Origin of the sequence: Kitasatospora sp. NPDC017646 (assembly GCF_044329365.1) — a bacterium.
In the GTDB taxonomy this organism is placed as follows: Bacteria; Actinomycetota; Actinomycetes; order Streptomycetales; family Streptomycetaceae; genus Kitasatospora.
The window spans coordinates 112,949-127,800 of sequence record NZ_JBIRJC010000013.1 but is presented as its reverse complement, the minus strand read 5'-3'; the positions used below and the strand labels follow the sequence as shown (position 1 = coordinate 127,800).

Below are 14,852 nucleotides of genomic sequence, written 5' to 3'. Positions count from 1 at the left end.
CGCCCCCCCCCGCGGGGGGGCCCGGGCCGCGCCCCCGCGGGGGGGGGGGGGGGGGCCCCCCCCCCCGGGGGCCGCCCCCGGGGGCCCCCGCGCCCCCCGGGGGGGGGGGCCCCCCCCCCCCGCGCCCTGGCGGCGCCTCAGAGCTTGCGCAGCAGTGCCCGGCGGACCTTGTGGTCCGAACCCTTCTGCAGGATCAGGGTGGCCCGGCCACGGGTGGGCAGCACGTTCTCCAGCAGGTTGGGCTTGTTGATGGTGCGCCAGACCTGTCGGCCGTACTCCATCGCCTCCTCCTCCGGCACCTCGGTGAAGCGGCGGAAGTAGGAGTTCGGGTCCTGGAAGGCGGTCTGCCGCAGCTTGCGGAAGCGGTCCAGGTACCAGTGCTCGATGTCGTCGGTGCGGGCGTCCACGTAGATCGAGAAGTCGAAGTAGTCGGCCACCGCGAGCCGGGTGCGCCCGTCGGTGCCCGGCAGGGCCGGCTGGAGCACGTTCAGCCCCTCGACGATCAGGATGTCGGGGCGCTCCACGGTCAGCCGTTCGTCGGGCACGATGTCGTACACCAGGTGCGAGTACACCGGCGCGGTGACCCGCTCCTTGCCCGCCTTCACGTCCGCGACGAAGCGCATCAGCGCCCGGCGGTCGTACGACTCCGGGAAGCCCTTGCGGGCCATCAGGCCGCGGCGGCGCAGCTCGGCGTTGGGCAGCAGGAAGCCGTCGGTGGTGACCAGCTCGACCCGGGGGTGCTCGGGCCAGCGGGCCAGCAGGGCCTGGAGCAGGCGGGCGGTGGTGGACTTGCCGACGGCGACGGAGCCCGCCACGCCGATGATGAACGGGGTGCGGGTGCGCTCGGTGTCCGGAGTGTCCAGGAAGGTGCCCAGCGTGCCGCGCAGTTCGTGCGTGGCGTGGATGTACAGGTTCAGCAGCCGGGACAGGGGCAGGTAGACGTCCCGGACCTCGTCGAGGTCGAGGGCCGTGCCGAGGCCGCGCAGCTGCTCCACCTCCTCGGCGGTCAGCGGCAGCGGCGTACGCTCGCGCAGCGCGCTCCACTCGGCCCGGCTGAGGTCCACGTAGGGGGACGGGGACGGGCCGGGCGTGGCAGCGCCCCGCGTACAGAGTTCGGTCAGCACATGCTCCATTGTGAGCCGTAGCGGTGTTCACCGTGGTTGTGGTGTCGGTCACGCAGCGTTCGCGCGAGACGGGAAAACGGCCACAGAACCGCCCTTATGCTGGCACGCATGTGCGGAATTGTTGGATACGTGGGCGCGCAGTCCGCCCTCGACGTAGTAATCGCGGGCCTGCAGCGACTGGAGTACCGGGGCTATGACTCGGCCGGTGTCGCGGTGCAGGCGCAGGACTCCCAGGGGCAGTGGAGTCTCGTCACGGACAAGCGGGCCGGAAAGCTCGGCAACCTGGAGAAGTCGCTCGCCGAGTCGCCCCTGCCCGGCGGCACCACCGGCATCGGCCACACCCGCTGGGCCACCCACGGCGGCCCGACGGACGCCAACGCCCACCCCCATCTGGACGACGACCTCCGGGTGGCCGTGGTCCACAACGGCATCATCGAGAACTTCGCCCAGCTGCGCGCCGAGATCGCGGAGCGCGGCCACACCCTCCGGTCCGAGACCGACACCGAGGTCGTCGCCCACCTGCTGGGCGAGGCCTACCGGGGCGACCTCGCCGAGGCGATGCGGACGGTCTGCCGCCGCCTGGACGGCGCCTTCACCCTCGTCGCCGTCCACGCGGACGCGCCCGGCGTGGTCGTCGGCGCCCGCCGCAACTCGCCGCTGGTGGTCGGCCGAGGCGAGGGCGAGAACTTCCTCGCCTCCGACGTCGCCGCCTTCATCGCGCACACCCGCGAGGCGATCGAGCTGGGCCAGGACCAGGTCGTCGAGCTGCGCCGGGAGGGCGTGACCGTCACCAACTTCGACGGCACCCCGGCCGAGGTGCGCGAGTACCACGTCGACTGGGACGCCTCCGCCGCCGAGAAGGGCGGCTACGACTACTTCATGCTCAAGGAGATCGCCGAGCAGCCGAAGGCCGTCGCGGACACCCTCCTCGGCCGGATCGGCACCGACGGCCGGCTCACCCTCGACGAGCTGCGCATCTCCGACGCGGACCTGCGCTCGGTCGACAAGGTCGTCATCGTCGCCTGCGGCACCGCGTTCCACGCCGGCATGATCGCCAAGTACGCGATTGAGCACTGGACCCGCATCCCCTGCGAGGTCGAGGTCGCCTCGGAGTTCCGCTACCGCGACCCGATCATGGGCCCGGGCACGCTGGTCATCGCCATCTCGCAGTCCGGCGAGACCATGGACACCCTGATGGCCCTGCGGCACGCCCGTGAGCAGGGTGCCAAGGTCCTGGCGATCTGCAACACCAACGGCTCGACCATCCCGCGCGAGTCGGACGCGGTGCTGTACACCCACGCCGGGCCGGAGGTCGCGGTCGCGTCCACCAAGGCGTTCCTGACCCAGCTGGTCGCCTGCTACCTGGTCGCCCTCTACCTGGGCCAGGTGCGCGGCACCAAGTGGGGCGACGAGATCTTCACCATCATCCGCGAGCTCGGCGACGCGCCGAAGCAGGTGGAGCAGGTGCTGGAGACCATGGAGCCGGTGCGCGAGCTGGCCCGCTCGCTGGCCGACGCCCGCTCGGTGCTGTTCCTCGGCCGCCACGTCGGCTTCCCGGTGGCCCTGGAGGGCGCGCTCAAGCTCAAGGAGCTGGCGTACATGCACGCCGAGGGCTTCGCGGCGGGCGAGCTCAAGCACGGCCCGATCGCGCTGATCGAGGAGGGGCTGCCGGTCGTGGTGGTCGTGCCCTCGCCGCGCGGACGGTCCATCCTGCACGACAAGATCGTCTCCAACATCCAGGAGATCCGGGCCCGCGGCGCCCGCACCATCGTGATCGCCGAGGAGGGCGACGAGGCGGTCGTGCCGTACGCGGACCACCTGATCCGCATCCCGGTCACCCCGACCCTGCTCCAGCCGCTGGTCTCCACCGTCCCGCTCCAGGTCTTCGCCTGCGAGCTGGCCACGGCCAAGGGCCACGAGGTCGACCAGCCGCGCAACCTGGCGAAGTCGGTCACCGTCGAGTAGTGACTCCTACGGCGTCCCTGCGGTGGCTGCGTCCTACCGCAGGGGCGCCGTGTCGAGCGTGAAGGAGAACGGGGCGGGCAGGTCGATCGGTTTGCCGAAGTCCGTCTGGGCAAGGGCCCTGTAGTCACCGTCCTCCGGTTCGGTGAACAGCGTGACCTTGCCTTCAGTGCGGTCGATCAGCAGGTAGCAGGGGATGCCCGCAGCGGCGTAGCCCTTGCGCTTGGGCTCGCGGTCCTTGCGCGGATTGGTCGACGTGATCTCGAACACGAGCAGGACTCCTTCAGCCGGAGCCCAGGAGTCCAGGTGATCGAAGTGATCTTCCGGGACCACCGTGCCGTCGGGGACGAAACGGCCTCCGGGGGTGACGAGGCCCTTGTTGCCCGCGATGTCCAGTTCGATCGAGGCGTTCCGGAAGAACTGCTTGGCGACCTTCGAGAACGCGCCCTCGTGCGGCCCGTCCGGTGGTGGCGTCACAACGATCTCCCCTTCGATGAGCTCGGCCTTGAATCCGGGCGGCGTGTCCAGCTCCAGAAATGCCTGGAGGAGACCGTCCTGGCCCAGCGGCTGCTCGACAGCTGGCATGGCGACCATGGCCCTTCTCCCTCCTGTGGGTCCGTGCCGAGCCACAAGGTAGGCGTACGGACCGACACCGGCGGGGCATCGAAGTGGGTGTCACTCGAAAGTGTGCCGCAGGCCGGGCTCCCGTGGGGCGGTGGCGCGGGCTAGCGTCGGCGGCGGTAGCCGACCGCTGAAGGAGTTCTCCCCATGCGTCATGCACACCCTGTGGAAACCGTCCGGGCCGCCGAGGCCGCGTTGATGGCGCGGCTGCCGGAGGGCACCCTGATGCGGCGGGCGGCCGCCGGGCTGGCGGTGACCTGCGCGCGACTGCTGACCCGGCGTCGGGGACGGGTGTACGGCAGCCGGGTGACGGTGCTGGCGGGCAGCGGGGACAACGGGGGTGACGCCCTGTACGCCGGGGCGGCGCTGGCCCGGCGCGGGGCGCGGGTGACGGCGGTGCTGCTCGCGCCGGAGAAGGCGCACCGGGGCGGGCTGGCCGCGCTGCGGGCGGCGGGCGGACGGGTGACGGCGGAGCAGGAAGTCGGCCTGGCCGACTTCTCGCGTGCGGACCTGGTGCTGGACGGCATCGTCGGCATCGGCGGCCGCGGCGGGCTGCGCCCCGAGGCCGCGCCGTACGCCCGGGCCGGGCGGAGCGGGATCGTGGTGGCGGTGGACCTGCCCAGCGGGGTGGAGGCCGACACCGGTGAGGTGCCCGGCGAGGTGCTGCGTGCGGACGTCACGGTCTGCTTCGGCACGTACAAGCCCGGGCTGCTGATCGACCCGGGAGCGTCGTGCACGGGTGCCGTGCAGCTGGTGGACATCGGACTGGAGCTGCCGCAGCCGCAGGTGACGGCCCTGCAGCACGCGGACGCGGCGGCGCTGCTGCCGCTGCCGGGCGCGGAGAGCGACAAGTACCGGCGCGGCGTGGTCGGGGTGGCGGCCGGTTCGGCGCGTTACCCGGGGGCGGCGCTGCTGGCGGTCGCCGGGGCGCTGCGGAGCGGTGCGGGCGCCGTCCGGTACGTCGGCACGGCGGCCGAGGAGGTGGTGCGGCGCTTCCCGGAGACGCTGGTCACCGAGGGCGGACCGGCCGGTGCCGGGCGGGTGCAGGCCTGGGTGGTGGGGCCGGGCGGCGGCGAGGGGGCGCGGCAGGCGCTGACCGAGGCGCTGGCGAGCGACGTCCCGGTGCTGGTGGACGCCGACGGGCTGACCGAACTGGGCCGGCTCGGGCCGGACGCGCTGGCCGGCCGGACCGCGCCCACCCTGCTCACCCCCCACACCGGCGAGGCCGCCCGGCTGCTGGCCGGCGCCGAGGGCGGTGCGCCGCCCGCCGCCGAGGACCTGGCCGCCGCCAGGCTGGCCACCGCCCGCCGTCTGGCGGCCGCCTATCGGGCCACCGTGTTGCTCAAGGGCTCCACCACCGTGGTCGCCGACCCGGGCGGGGCCGTCCGGGTGAACCCCACCGGCACCTCCTGGCTCGCCACCGCGGGCAGCGGCGACGTGCTGGCCGGCCTGGCCGGCTCGCTGCTGGCCACGGGCCTGCCCCCGCTGGACGCCGCCTCGCTCGCGGCCTACCTCCACGGCCTGGCCGCCCGGGAGGCGGCCGGCGACCCGGGCGCGCCGGTGACGGCCCTCGCGGTGGCGGAGGCCCTGCCCACGGCCTGGCGGAGGGTGCGGGAGGCGTAGGCGAGGACCGGCCGCCCCGCCCGCCGCGCGCTCCGGCGGGCCGCCGTTCGCCGGGTGGGTGGCGGCAGGGGGTGTGAGCGGCCGGGCGGACCACGGGCCCGCGCCCGCGGCCGCGCGGCGGTCCCGGCCCGGGCGACCGACCCCGACACGGAACCGGAACGTCCGTTCGGGGCGTCCTCACCGGGGTGGAGGGGCCGTTCGCCGCAGGTCGGCGGGGTGCGGGAGGACGCGGCGCCGATCGCCGCGCCGACGGGCCGTTCGGCGGGGACTCCGGGACGTCTGGGAGACTGACCCTGATGACAACTGCGAACACGACCGGCACAGCCACTCTCACCGACGGCGTACGGGCCGAGGCGACCATCGATCTCGCCGCCCTGCGCGGCAACCTCGCCGCCTTGCAGGAGCGCGTCGGGAGCGCGGCGGTGATGCTCGCGGTCAAGGCGGACGCCTATGGCCACGGCGCGGTCGAGTGCGCCCGTGAGGCGGTCGCGAACGGGGTCGGCTGGCTCGGCTGCGCCACGCCCGACGAGGCGCTGGCGCTGCGGGCCGCGGGCATCCGCCCCGAGCAGGCCCGCGTCCTGTGCTGGCTGTGGACGCCCGGCGGGCCGTGGCGCGAGGCGCTGCGCGCGGACCTGGACATCTCGGTCAGCGGCCAGTGGGCGCTGGACGAGCTGCTGACGGCCGTTCGGGAGACCGGCATCCCGGCGCGCGTGCACCTGAAGGCCGACACCGGCCTCGGCCGCAACGGCTGCCAGCCGCACGACTGGCCGCGGTTGGTGGCCGAGGTGCGCCGGGCCGAGGCCGAGGGCCTGCTGAAGGCCGTCGGCATCTGGTCGCACTTCGCCGCCGCCGACGAGCCCGGCCACCCGTCGATCCAGGCCCAGCTGGACTCCTACCGCGCCGCGCTGGCGCACGCCGAGGCCGCCGGGCTGCGCCCCGAGGTCCGGCATCTCGCGAACTCCCCGGCCACCCTGCTGCTGCCCGAGTCGCACTTCGACCTGGTCCGCACCGGGCTGGCCGCGTACGGGCTGTCGCCGGTGCCGGAGGTGGGCTCGCCGGCCGACTTCGGGCTGCGCCCGGTGATGGCGCTGACGGCCCGGCTGGCGCTGGTCAAGCACGTGCCCGGCGGGCACGGGGTCAGCTACGGCCACCACTACGTGACGCCCGGCCCGACCACACTCGGCCTGGTCCCGGTCGGCTACGGCGACGGCGTCCCGCGGCACGCCAGCGGCACCGGACCGGTGCAGATCGGCGGCAAGTGGCGCACGGTGGCCGGCCGGGTGGCGATGGACCAGTTCGTGGTGGACCTGGGCGGCGACACCCCCGAGACCGGTGACGAGGTGCTGCTGTTCGGCAACGGCGAGCACGGTGAGCCGACCGCCGAGGACTGGGCCCGCGCCAGCGGGTCCATCTCGTACGAGATCATCACCCGGATCGGTGCCCGGGTGCCCCGCCGCTACCTGGGCGGCAGCCACGACGGGGGCCGCACGGCATGACCGGGACACCGGACGGGACCAACCCGGTGGCGGCGGTGGCCAAGGCGGCCGGTGCGGCCACCACCGGGGTGAGCCGGGCCGGTGTGATCGGGATCTCGGTCGGTGTGCTGGCGGCCGGGGCGGCCGCGGGCGTGGCGATAGAGCGGCTGACGGTCGGCCGGGCGACGCGCCGCAGGGCCCGGGCCGAGCTGGAGGCGACCGCCCCGTACGGCTCGCTGCGCGGGCGCCCGCTGACGGTGGCCGCGCCGGACGGCACCGAGCTGTACGTCGAGCTGGACGGCACGGGCTGGGACGAGCCGGATGCCGACCCCGGCACCCAGGAGCCGCTGACCGTCGTGTTCAGCCACGGCTACTGCCTCAACCAGGACAGCTGGCACTTCCAGCGGGCGGCGCTGCGCGAGGGCGTGCGGCTGGTCTTCTGGGACCAGCGCAGCCACGGCCGCTCGGAGCGCTCCCGTTCGTACCTGGCGGGCGAGCCCGCCGGGATCGACCAGCTGGGCGGCGACCTCAAGGCGGTGATCGACGCCGTCGCGCCGACCGGGCCGCTGGTGCTGGTGGGCCACTCGATGGGCGGCATGGCGGTGATGGCGCTGGCCGACCAGCACCCTGAGCTCTTCCGGGAGAGGGTCGCCGGGGTCGCGCTGGTCGGCACCCTGGCGGGGGACTGGAACGAGGTGAACCTCGGCCTGCCGAAGGCCGGGGCCAGGTTGTTCAAGAAGGTCGCGCCCGGCGTGGTGAAGCTGCTGGGCCGTCAGGTCGAGCTGGTGGAGGCGAGCCGGCGGATCGGCTCCGAGGTGGCCGCCGTGTTCTACCGGCGGTTCTCCTTCGGGGGACGGGACGTCGATCCCGGCGTGGTGCGCTTCGCCGAACAGCTGTTGGACGCCACCCAGATCGACGTGGTCGCCGAGTTCTACCCGGTGTTCGGCGCGCACGAGAAGTACGAGGCGCTGGGCGCCCTGCGCGGTCTGCCGGCCCTGGTGCTGGCCGGGACGAAGGACCTGCTGACGCCGTCGGCGCACAGCGAGGCGATGGCCGAGCGGCTGCCGGGCGCCGAACTGGTGCTGGTCGAGGGCGCCGGGCACCTGGTGCTGCTGGAGTGCCCGGAACCGGTCGGCCGTGAGCTGGCGCTGCTGCTGCGCCGGGCCGCCGACTTCGCCGGCGCCGCGCCGCTGCCGCCCGCCGTCCTCGCACTGGCCGAGGAACGGCGCGAGGACCCGTCCGGGGGCGCGGCGGCCACGGATCCGGCCGTCGACTCCGTCTGAGCCCCCCGCCCGCCGCGGCGCGGTGCGCCGGTGTGGCACCGTAGCGGTGGCGGCCGGTGGTCGGCGCGCCGATACGGACGACCGAAGGGCAAGACACGCGCATGGGCTCGCACGCCACTCTCACCGTCCCCACTCCGGAGCGGATGGGCCGGCTCGGCCGGGAGCTGGCCGCGCTGCTGCGGCCGGGTGACCTGGTGCTGCTCTCCGGCGAGCTGGGGGCGGGGAAGACCACGCTGACCCGGGGTCTGGGGGAGGGGCTGCGGGTCCGCGGGGCGGTGACCTCGCCGACCTTCGTGATCGCCCGGGTGCACCCCTCGCTGGTCGGCGGCCCGGCCCTGGTGCACGTGGACGCGTACCGGCTGGGCGGGGACCTGGACGAGATGGAGGACCTCGACCTGGACGTCTCGCTGCCGGAGTCGGTGGTCGTGGTCGAGTGGGGCGAGGGCAAGGTCGAGCGGCTGTCCGAGGACCGGCTGGAGGTGCGGATCGAGCGGGCGATCGGCGACACCGCCGGGGAGGACCACGATCCGCGCCGGGTGGTGCTGACCGGCCTCGGGGAGCGCTGGGCGGGCGTGGAGCTGACGGAGCTGGCCTGACGCGTGTCCGGCGCAGGTCGATCGGGTTCCACCGTCTTGCCGACAGGCCGTCGGCAAGATGTTGCGGGCGGGGGGCCGGGCGTGGTGGGATGGGTGCTGCGGTTAGGTCTGCCTAACTAGGGAGGCGCCATGTCGAGCACCACCCCCGCCCCGGAGCGCGCCGCGCGCACCGCCGGGGACGGAGAGTCCGCCCACCGCGCTCCGGGGGAGCCGATGCGGGCACTGCTGGCCGCCTGCGCGGCCGCCGAGGCGGTGTCCACCCCGCCCGAACCGCGGCCCCGGCAGGCCGAGGAACCCGAGGCTGGGACGCCCCGGGCCGCGTAGTCACCGTCCCCCCGCGTGCCGCCCGCCGTGCGGGCGCGCGGATCAGGCGACCACGACCACCTTGGTGCCGTTCGAGGCGAAGTCCCAGAGCAGCTGACCGTCGGCGCGGCTGCTGCGGATTCCGCCGGTCTTGGTCTTCGGATCGGCGGTCGGGGTCGCGTCGTCCAGTGCCGCGCCGAAGCCGAACACCACGCCGCTCTGCTGCGCGAAGCGCACCACGTGCTCGATCTTCCGGCCGTCCGTACCCGTGCCGGCCGCGGTGCGGCTGTACACCGAGTAGCTGCCCGGGACGGGCTCGACCGAGCCCGGGGTGACCGGGAAAGCGGCCGCGACCTGCGGGTTCTTCTTCGGATCGACCAGCCAGACGAAGTGGCTGCCGACCGAGTAGACCACCCGGGTCCCGCTGCCCGAGGAGACCGGCAGCGGCGGGACGGTCGGGGTGGCGGAGGCGCTCGGCGTGGCGGAGGCGACCGGGCCGGTGGACGTCGAGGCGACGGTGGGACGGGCCCCGCCCGCGCGGTCCTGGGCGCCGTTGGCCTGGAAGGCCAGCAGGCTCACCACCGCCAGGGCCCCCAGGGTCAGCCCCGTGACCACCACTCCAGGACCCATCTTCGCCACGTGCCCGCTCCCGCCGCCGTCCGCTGTTCGTACCGCCCTAATCGTGCCAGGTCCCCCCAGCCGCTCGGCAGCGCCCTTGGACGTGTGTTCCGGATGGGGACACCAGCTCGATCAACCGGTCGGCCCGACGTCGGTCTAACCTTGACCCCGTGCTGCTGCTCGCGTTCGACACCGCTACCCCCGCCGTCACCGCCGCCGTCCACGACGGCACGGCGGTCCTCGCCGAGACCCACCAGGTCGACGCCAGGCGCCACGGCGAACTGCTGCTGCCCGCGATCGACCAGGTCCTGCGGGCCGCGGGGGTGGACAAGCACCGGCTCACCGGGATCGCGGTCGGGGTCGGCCCCGGCCCGTACACCGGCCTGCGGGTCGGCCTGGTGACCGCCGCCGCCCTCGGCCACGCGCTCGGCCTGCCGGTGCACGGCGTCTGCACCCTGGACGCGATCGCCTTCCAGGCCCGCGCCGAGGGTCTGGCCGGGGAGCCGTTCACCGTCGCCACCGACGCGCGCCGCAAGGAGGTCTACTGGGCCTCGTACGACGCCGACGGCAGCCGCACCGAGGGCCCCGGCGTGGACCGCCCGGCCGAGCTGACGCCCGCCGCCCGTTCGGTCGGCGCCGGCGCGTTGCTCTACCCCGACGCCTTCCCGGGCGCGCACGGCCCCGAGCACGTCTCGGCAGGCGCCGTGGCCGGCTTCGCCGCCGCAGAACTGGCCGCCGGGCGCGAGCTGCTGCCGAACGTGCCGCTGTACCTGCGCCGCCCTGACGCCCAGGTCCCGGCTGCCTACAAGACGGTTCTGGGGGGCAAGGCGGTGCTCCCGGCGTGAACCACGGCACCACCCTGCGCCCGATGCGCTGGTGGGACATCGAGCCGGTGATGGACCTGGAGCTCAGGCTGTTCCCCGAGGACGCCTGGTCCCACGGGATGTTCTGGTCCGAGCTCGCCGAGGCCCACCCCGGCGGCACCCGCCACTACTCGGTCGCCACCGCCGCGGACGGCACGATCGTCGGCTACGCCGGTCTGATGACCGTCGCCGGCGAGGGTGACGTCCAGACCATCGCCGTCGACGAGCGCCACCAGGGCGCAGGCCTCGGCACGGCGCTGCTCACCGACCTGATCCACGAGGCCGCCCGGCGCGGCTGCGCCGACCTGCTGCTGGAGGTACGGGTGGACAACCAGCGCGCCCAGCGGCTGTACGAGCGCCACGGCTTCCAGCCGGTGGGCATCCGGCGCGGTTACTACCAGCCGGCCAACATCGACGCGCTGGTGATGCGCCTCGACCACCCCAGCACCGACAGCACCGACCCGAAGGACATTGAGGACACCCCCCATGGCTGACGAACCGCTCGTCCTCGGCATCGAGACCTCCTGCGACGAGACCGGCGTCGGCATCGTGCGCGGCACCACGCTGCTGGCCGACGCGGTCGCCTCCAGCGTCAACGACCACGCCCGCTTCGGCGGTGTCGTCCCGGAGATCGCCAGCCGCGCCCACCTGGAGGCGATGGTCCCGACCATCCAGCGCGCCCTGGACACCGCCGGGGTCAAGGCCAGCGACCTGGACGGCATCGCCGTCACCGCCGGCCCCGGCCTGGCCGGTGCGCTGCTGGTCGGCGTCAGCGCGGCGAAGGCGTACGCCTGGGCGCTCGACAAGCCGCTGTACGGGGTCAACCACCTCGCCTCGCACATCTGCGTCGACCAGCTGGAGCACGGCCGGCTGCCCTCGCCGACGATGGCCCTGCTGGTCTCCGGCGGGCACTCCTCGCTGCTGCTCAGCGAGGACATCACCACGGACGTCCGCCCGCTCGGCGCGACCATCGACGACGCGGCCGGCGAGGCCTTCGACAAGGTCGCCCGGGTGCTCGGCCTGGGCTTCCCCGGCGGCCCGATCGTCGACCGGACGGCCCGCGAGGGCGACCCGAAGGCGATCGCCTTCCCGCGCGGCCTGAGCGGGAAGAACGACCCCGAGTACGACTTCTCCTTCTCCGGCCTGAAGACCGCCGTCGCCCGCTGGGTGGAGGCCAAGCGCCGGGCCGGCGAGGAGGTGCCGATCGCCGACGTCGCGGCCTCCTTCCAGGAGGCGGTCACCGACGTGCTCACCCGCAAGGCCGTCAAGGCGTGCCGGGACAACGGCGTCGACCACCTGATGATCGGCGGCGGCGTCGCGGCCAACTCCCGGCTGCGCGAGATGGCCCAGCAGCGCTGCGACCGGGCCGGCATCCGGCTGCGGGTGCCCCGGCCGGGCCTGTGCACCGACAACGGCGCGATGGTGGCGGCACTGGGCTCCGAGATGGTGTGGCGCGACCGCACCCCCTCCGCCTTCGACCTGTCGGCGGACTCCTCGCTGCCCGTCACCGACGTCCACGTGCCGCACACCCATTTCCACGGCCAGGCCTACGACGCCCTCGGCGGCGGCGCCGCGTGACCGTTGCCGCGATGTGGGAGGCCCGGGCGGCGGACGGCCGAGCGGCCGAACTCGCCGCCTGGGTGCGGGAGTCCGCGCTGCCCACGCTGCGCGGCGCGGCCGGGCTGGCCCGGACCGAGCTGTTCTCCGCGCCCGGTGAGCGGGTGCTGCTGATCACCTGGTGGGACGGTGAGCCCGCGCCGGTCGCGGACCCCCCGGCCGAGCTGCTGGGCCGCCCGGTGCACCGCTGGTCCTTCACCAGCGAACACGTCGAGTAGACCGTGGTCGGGAACCGCCGCGCCGACCGCTACCGTGCATAGCTGAGAGAAAGCTGGACGGGACCGGGAGCGCGGTGCGGTGAACAGGGACGGGCGGAGCAGGACCAGGGCCAGGACGTACGCGGCGGGGGCGCTGGCCCTGCTGGCCTTCGCCACCGCGTGCGGCGACAACGGGGACGGCGCCGCCGCACCGGCCGGGACCAGGGCCGCGTCGGCGGCTCCCCAGCCGTCCGGCGGTGGCGCCGCGCCGGCCGCCGCGGCCACCACGCCCGGCGCGGCCCCGGCCGAGGGCGACGCCGCGGCCTGGGCGAAGTGGAACCTCAAGCCGTTGGCCCCGGCCCCCGCGCCGCCCGCCGACAAGCCCATCAAGCTCGAACGCACCGGCACCGTACCGGTGTTCAGCGATGTGAAGACCTCCGACAAGGTCGTCTTCATCACCATCGACGACGGGGCCGAGAAGGACCCGAAGTTCGTCGAGATGCTGACCGACCTCAAGGTGCCGATCACGATGTTCCTGACGAAGGACATCGTCAAGAACGACTACGGCTACTTCAAGCCGCTCCAGGCCCTGGGCAACCACATCCAGAACCACACGGTCACCCATCCGGTGATGAGCAAGCTCTCGCCGGACAAGCAGAAGTCCGAGATCTGCGAGGACCAGGCCGCGCTCACCCAGCAGTACGGCACGGCCCCGCTGCTGTTCCGCCCGCCGTTCGGCGACGGCGCCAACACCCCGACGCTCAACAACTCGGTGCAGCAGTGCGGCCCGCGCGCGATCGTGCTCTGGCGCGAGTCGATGCAGATCCACGACATGCAGTACCAGGCGGGTGACAAGAAGCTGAAGCCCGGCGACATCATCCTGGCTCACTTCCGCGGCCCCAAGGAGCTCAAGGGCGCCACGATGACCCAGATGTTCGCGGACCTGCTGGCCCGGATCCAGGAGCAGGGCTTCTCGGTGGCCCGGCTGGACGACTACATCCAGCCGCCGGCCTCCTAGGACCGGACAGCCCCCGGGGCCTGCACGGGCCGGCCCAGCATCATCAGCGGCCCGTTGTCGGTGCGGCTGAGGATCACCGTGACGGTGTTGGGCCCGGAGGGCTTGAGCTGACGGCGCAGCTCCTCCGGGGTGATCGCCATCCCGCGCTTCTTGATCACCACCGTGCCGACCCCGCGCTCGCGCAGCAGCGCCTTCAGCTTCTTGATGTGGAAGGGCAGCACGTCGGTGAGCTCGAAGGCGTGCGCGTACGGGGTGGCGACCAGCCGGTCCGAGGTCAGGTAGGCGATCTTCGGGTCGATCAGCCGGCCGTCGACCTGCTCGGCCACCTCGGCCACCAGGTGCGCCCGGATCACCGCGCCGTCCGGCTCGTACAGGTACCGCCCGACCGGGCCGGCCGGCGGGTCGGGCAGGTCGCCGCCGGTCAGGCTGGCGGCCTGCGGCAGCAGGGTGGCGCGGTGCGGGCGGGCCGCCCCGGTGCCGAACCAGAGCACCGCCTCCTTGACGTCCCCGTGGTCGGACACCCACTCGGCCTCGGCGTCCGCCGGCACGGCCTCGTGCGGGATGCCCGGGGCGACCTTCAGGGCGCCGATCGGGGTCCGCCGCCCGGTCTCGATCGCCCAGGAGAGCGGCGGCGCGTACGCCTCCGGGTCGAACACCCGGCCGCGCGAGGTGCGCCGGGCCGGGTCGGTGAACACCGCGTCGTAGCCGGTCACGTCCACCTCGGCGACGTCCGCGCAGACCACCTCGACCAGCTCGGTCAGGCCCAGCGCGGCGGCGTTGGCCGCGGTGGCGGCACAGGCCGCCGGGTCCTTGTCCACGGCCAGCACCCGGATCCCGGCCCGGGCCAGCGCCAGCACGTCCCCGCCGATGCCGCAGCACAGGTCGGCCAGCCGCCGTACGCCCAACTCGGCGAAGCGGCGCGCCCGCCACTCGGCCACGCTGCGTCGGGTGGACTGCTCCACCCCGTTGGGCGTGAAGTACATCAGGTCGGCGTCCGCCCCGAACTTCGCCCGTGCCCGCTGCCGCAGCCGCGCCTGCCCGAACGCCGCCGACACCAGCTCCGCCGGGTGCTCCCGTCGCAGCCGGGTGGCCAGCGCCAGTTCCTCCTCGGGGGCGAACTCGCGCAGTTCGGCGAGCAGGGCCTGGCCCTGGGGGGTCAGCAGGGGCTGGAGGTTCTCGGTGTCCACACGGTCATTCTGACCGGTCGGCCGATCAGCGGGAGCCACAGCGCGAGGACGGACGGCGTCACCAGGATGACGACCGGTGCGATCGGGTGACCGAGCCGCCGACCGCCCCGGGCCGTCCACGGGCCCAGCCCGGCCGGGACCGCGAAGTCGACGGCCGGGGCCGTGCCGGCGGCGGCCGTCGAGCGGTGGTGACGGCCCCACAGGTAGACGCCGCCGCACCGCACATGAGTACGGCTACTCGTCCGCGATCCGAGTCCGCCGGGCGCGCCGTTGGCACTCTGGTTGACTGAGTGCTAACGGCAGCCTATGGTCGTCCTTGGCACTCCCCACTGGGGGAGTGCTAACGCGAAGACGTGTGTCTGACC

Annotated in this window: 16 protein-coding genes; 11 read left to right on the top strand and 5 right to left on the bottom strand. The window is 74.2% G+C overall.

Annotation, left to right across the window (positions count from 1 at the left end):
* Positions 1-137: 137 nt before the first annotated feature.
* Complete coding sequence (coaA, locus tag ACH4J0_RS21665; RefSeq protein WP_396242167.1) at positions 138-1,133, bottom strand: type I pantothenate kinase; 996 nt, start codon at positions 1,131-1,133, stop codon at positions 138-140.
* Positions 1,134-1,232: 99 nt separating this feature from the next.
* Here coaA and glmS point away from each other — a divergent pair, with 99 nt between their 5' ends.
* Positions 1,233-3,089: a glutamine--fructose-6-phosphate transaminase (isomerizing) gene (glmS, locus tag ACH4J0_RS21660; protein WP_396242166.1), complete on the top strand. Its 1,857-nt coding sequence runs from the start codon at positions 1,233-1,235 to the stop codon at positions 3,087-3,089.
* A 33-nt stretch (positions 3,090-3,122) separates the two neighbouring features.
* Here the strand turns inward: glmS and ACH4J0_RS21655 are convergent, their stop codons facing one another.
* The gene (locus ACH4J0_RS21655; protein WP_396242165.1) at positions 3,123-3,680 is read right to left on the bottom strand and encodes a Uma2 family endonuclease; all 558 of its coding nucleotides are present in this window, start codon (positions 3,678-3,680) and stop codon (positions 3,123-3,125) included.
* A 174-nt stretch (positions 3,681-3,854) separates the two neighbouring features.
* Between ACH4J0_RS21655 and ACH4J0_RS21650 the strand changes: the two genes are divergently transcribed.
* The 5 genes from ACH4J0_RS21650 (at position 3,855) to ACH4J0_RS21630 (ending at position 9,008) form a co-directional block, all read left to right on the top strand.
* Positions 3,855-5,330 (top strand): NAD(P)H-hydrate dehydratase, encoded by a 1,476-nt coding sequence (locus ACH4J0_RS21650; protein WP_396242164.1) that lies wholly within the window; start codon positions 3,855-3,857, stop codon positions 5,328-5,330.
* A gap of 296 nt (positions 5,331-5,626) precedes the next feature.
* Entirely contained in the window at positions 5,627-6,826 is a 1,200-nt protein-coding gene (gene alr, locus ACH4J0_RS21645; protein WP_396242163.1) for an alanine racemase, read from the top strand.
* A complete protein-coding gene (locus ACH4J0_RS21640; RefSeq protein WP_396242162.1) occupies positions 6,823-8,088 on the top strand; it encodes an alpha/beta fold hydrolase in 1,266 nt (421 codons plus the stop codon). The genes alr and ACH4J0_RS21640 overlap by 4 nt, the downstream gene beginning before the upstream one ends.
* A 101-nt stretch (positions 8,089-8,189) precedes the next feature.
* Positions 8,190-8,684, top strand: coding sequence for a tRNA (adenosine(37)-N6)-threonylcarbamoyltransferase complex ATPase subunit type 1 TsaE (gene tsaE / locus ACH4J0_RS21635; RefSeq protein WP_396242161.1), 495 nt, complete (start codon positions 8,190-8,192; stop codon positions 8,682-8,684).
* Between the two features lie 129 nt (positions 8,685-8,813).
* On the top strand, positions 8,814-9,008 hold the full coding sequence (locus ACH4J0_RS21630) for a hypothetical protein (protein ID WP_396242160.1): 195 nt from the start codon (positions 8,814-8,816) through the stop codon (positions 9,006-9,008).
* Between the two features lie 42 nt (positions 9,009-9,050).
* Here ACH4J0_RS21630 and ACH4J0_RS21625 read toward each other — a convergent pair whose 3' ends face one another.
* Complete coding sequence (locus ACH4J0_RS21625) at positions 9,051-9,617, bottom strand: hypothetical protein (RefSeq protein WP_396242229.1); 567 nt, start codon at positions 9,615-9,617, stop codon at positions 9,051-9,053.
* Positions 9,618-9,775: 158 nt separating this feature from the next.
* On the opposite strand from ACH4J0_RS21625, the gene tsaB reads away from it, so the two are divergent.
* The 5 genes from tsaB (at position 9,776) to ACH4J0_RS21600 (ending at position 13,300) form a co-directional block, all read left to right on the top strand.
* The gene (gene tsaB / locus ACH4J0_RS21620) at positions 9,776-10,450 is read left to right on the top strand and encodes a tRNA (adenosine(37)-N6)-threonylcarbamoyltransferase complex dimerization subunit type 1 TsaB (protein ID WP_396242159.1); all 675 of its coding nucleotides are present in this window, start codon (positions 9,776-9,778) and stop codon (positions 10,448-10,450) included.
* A 23-nt stretch (positions 10,451-10,473) separates the two neighbouring features.
* Entirely contained in the window at positions 10,474-10,962 is a 489-nt protein-coding gene (rimI, locus tag ACH4J0_RS21615) for a ribosomal protein S18-alanine N-acetyltransferase (RefSeq protein WP_396242228.1), read from the top strand.
* Entirely contained in the window at positions 10,955-12,046 is a 1,092-nt protein-coding gene (gene tsaD / locus ACH4J0_RS21610) for a tRNA (adenosine(37)-N6)-threonylcarbamoyltransferase complex transferase subunit TsaD (RefSeq protein ID WP_396242158.1), read from the top strand. The genes rimI and tsaD overlap by 8 nt, the downstream gene beginning before the upstream one ends.
* Positions 12,043-12,303: a hypothetical protein gene (locus ACH4J0_RS21605; protein WP_396242157.1), complete on the top strand. Its 261-nt coding sequence runs from the start codon at positions 12,043-12,045 to the stop codon at positions 12,301-12,303. The genes tsaD and ACH4J0_RS21605 overlap by 4 nt, the downstream gene beginning before the upstream one ends.
* A 79-nt stretch (positions 12,304-12,382) precedes the next feature.
* Positions 12,383-13,300 carry a polysaccharide deacetylase family protein gene (locus ACH4J0_RS21600; RefSeq protein ID WP_396242156.1) on the top strand — a complete coding sequence of 306 codons (918 nt, stop codon included), beginning with the start codon at positions 12,383-12,385 and terminating at the stop codon, positions 13,298-13,300.
* Here ACH4J0_RS21600 and ACH4J0_RS21595 read toward each other — a convergent pair.
* On the bottom strand, positions 13,297-14,487 hold the full coding sequence (locus tag ACH4J0_RS21595; protein WP_396242155.1) for a methyltransferase domain-containing protein: 1,191 nt from the start codon (positions 14,485-14,487) through the stop codon (positions 13,297-13,299). The two genes, ACH4J0_RS21600 and ACH4J0_RS21595, sit on opposite strands and share 4 nt — an antisense overlap.
* The gene (locus ACH4J0_RS21590) at positions 14,457-14,711 is read right to left on the bottom strand and encodes a hypothetical protein (protein WP_396242154.1); all 255 of its coding nucleotides are present in this window, start codon (positions 14,709-14,711) and stop codon (positions 14,457-14,459) included. Before ACH4J0_RS21590 ends, ACH4J0_RS21595 begins: the two co-directional genes overlap by 31 nt.
* Positions 14,712-14,852: the final 141 nt, after the last annotated feature.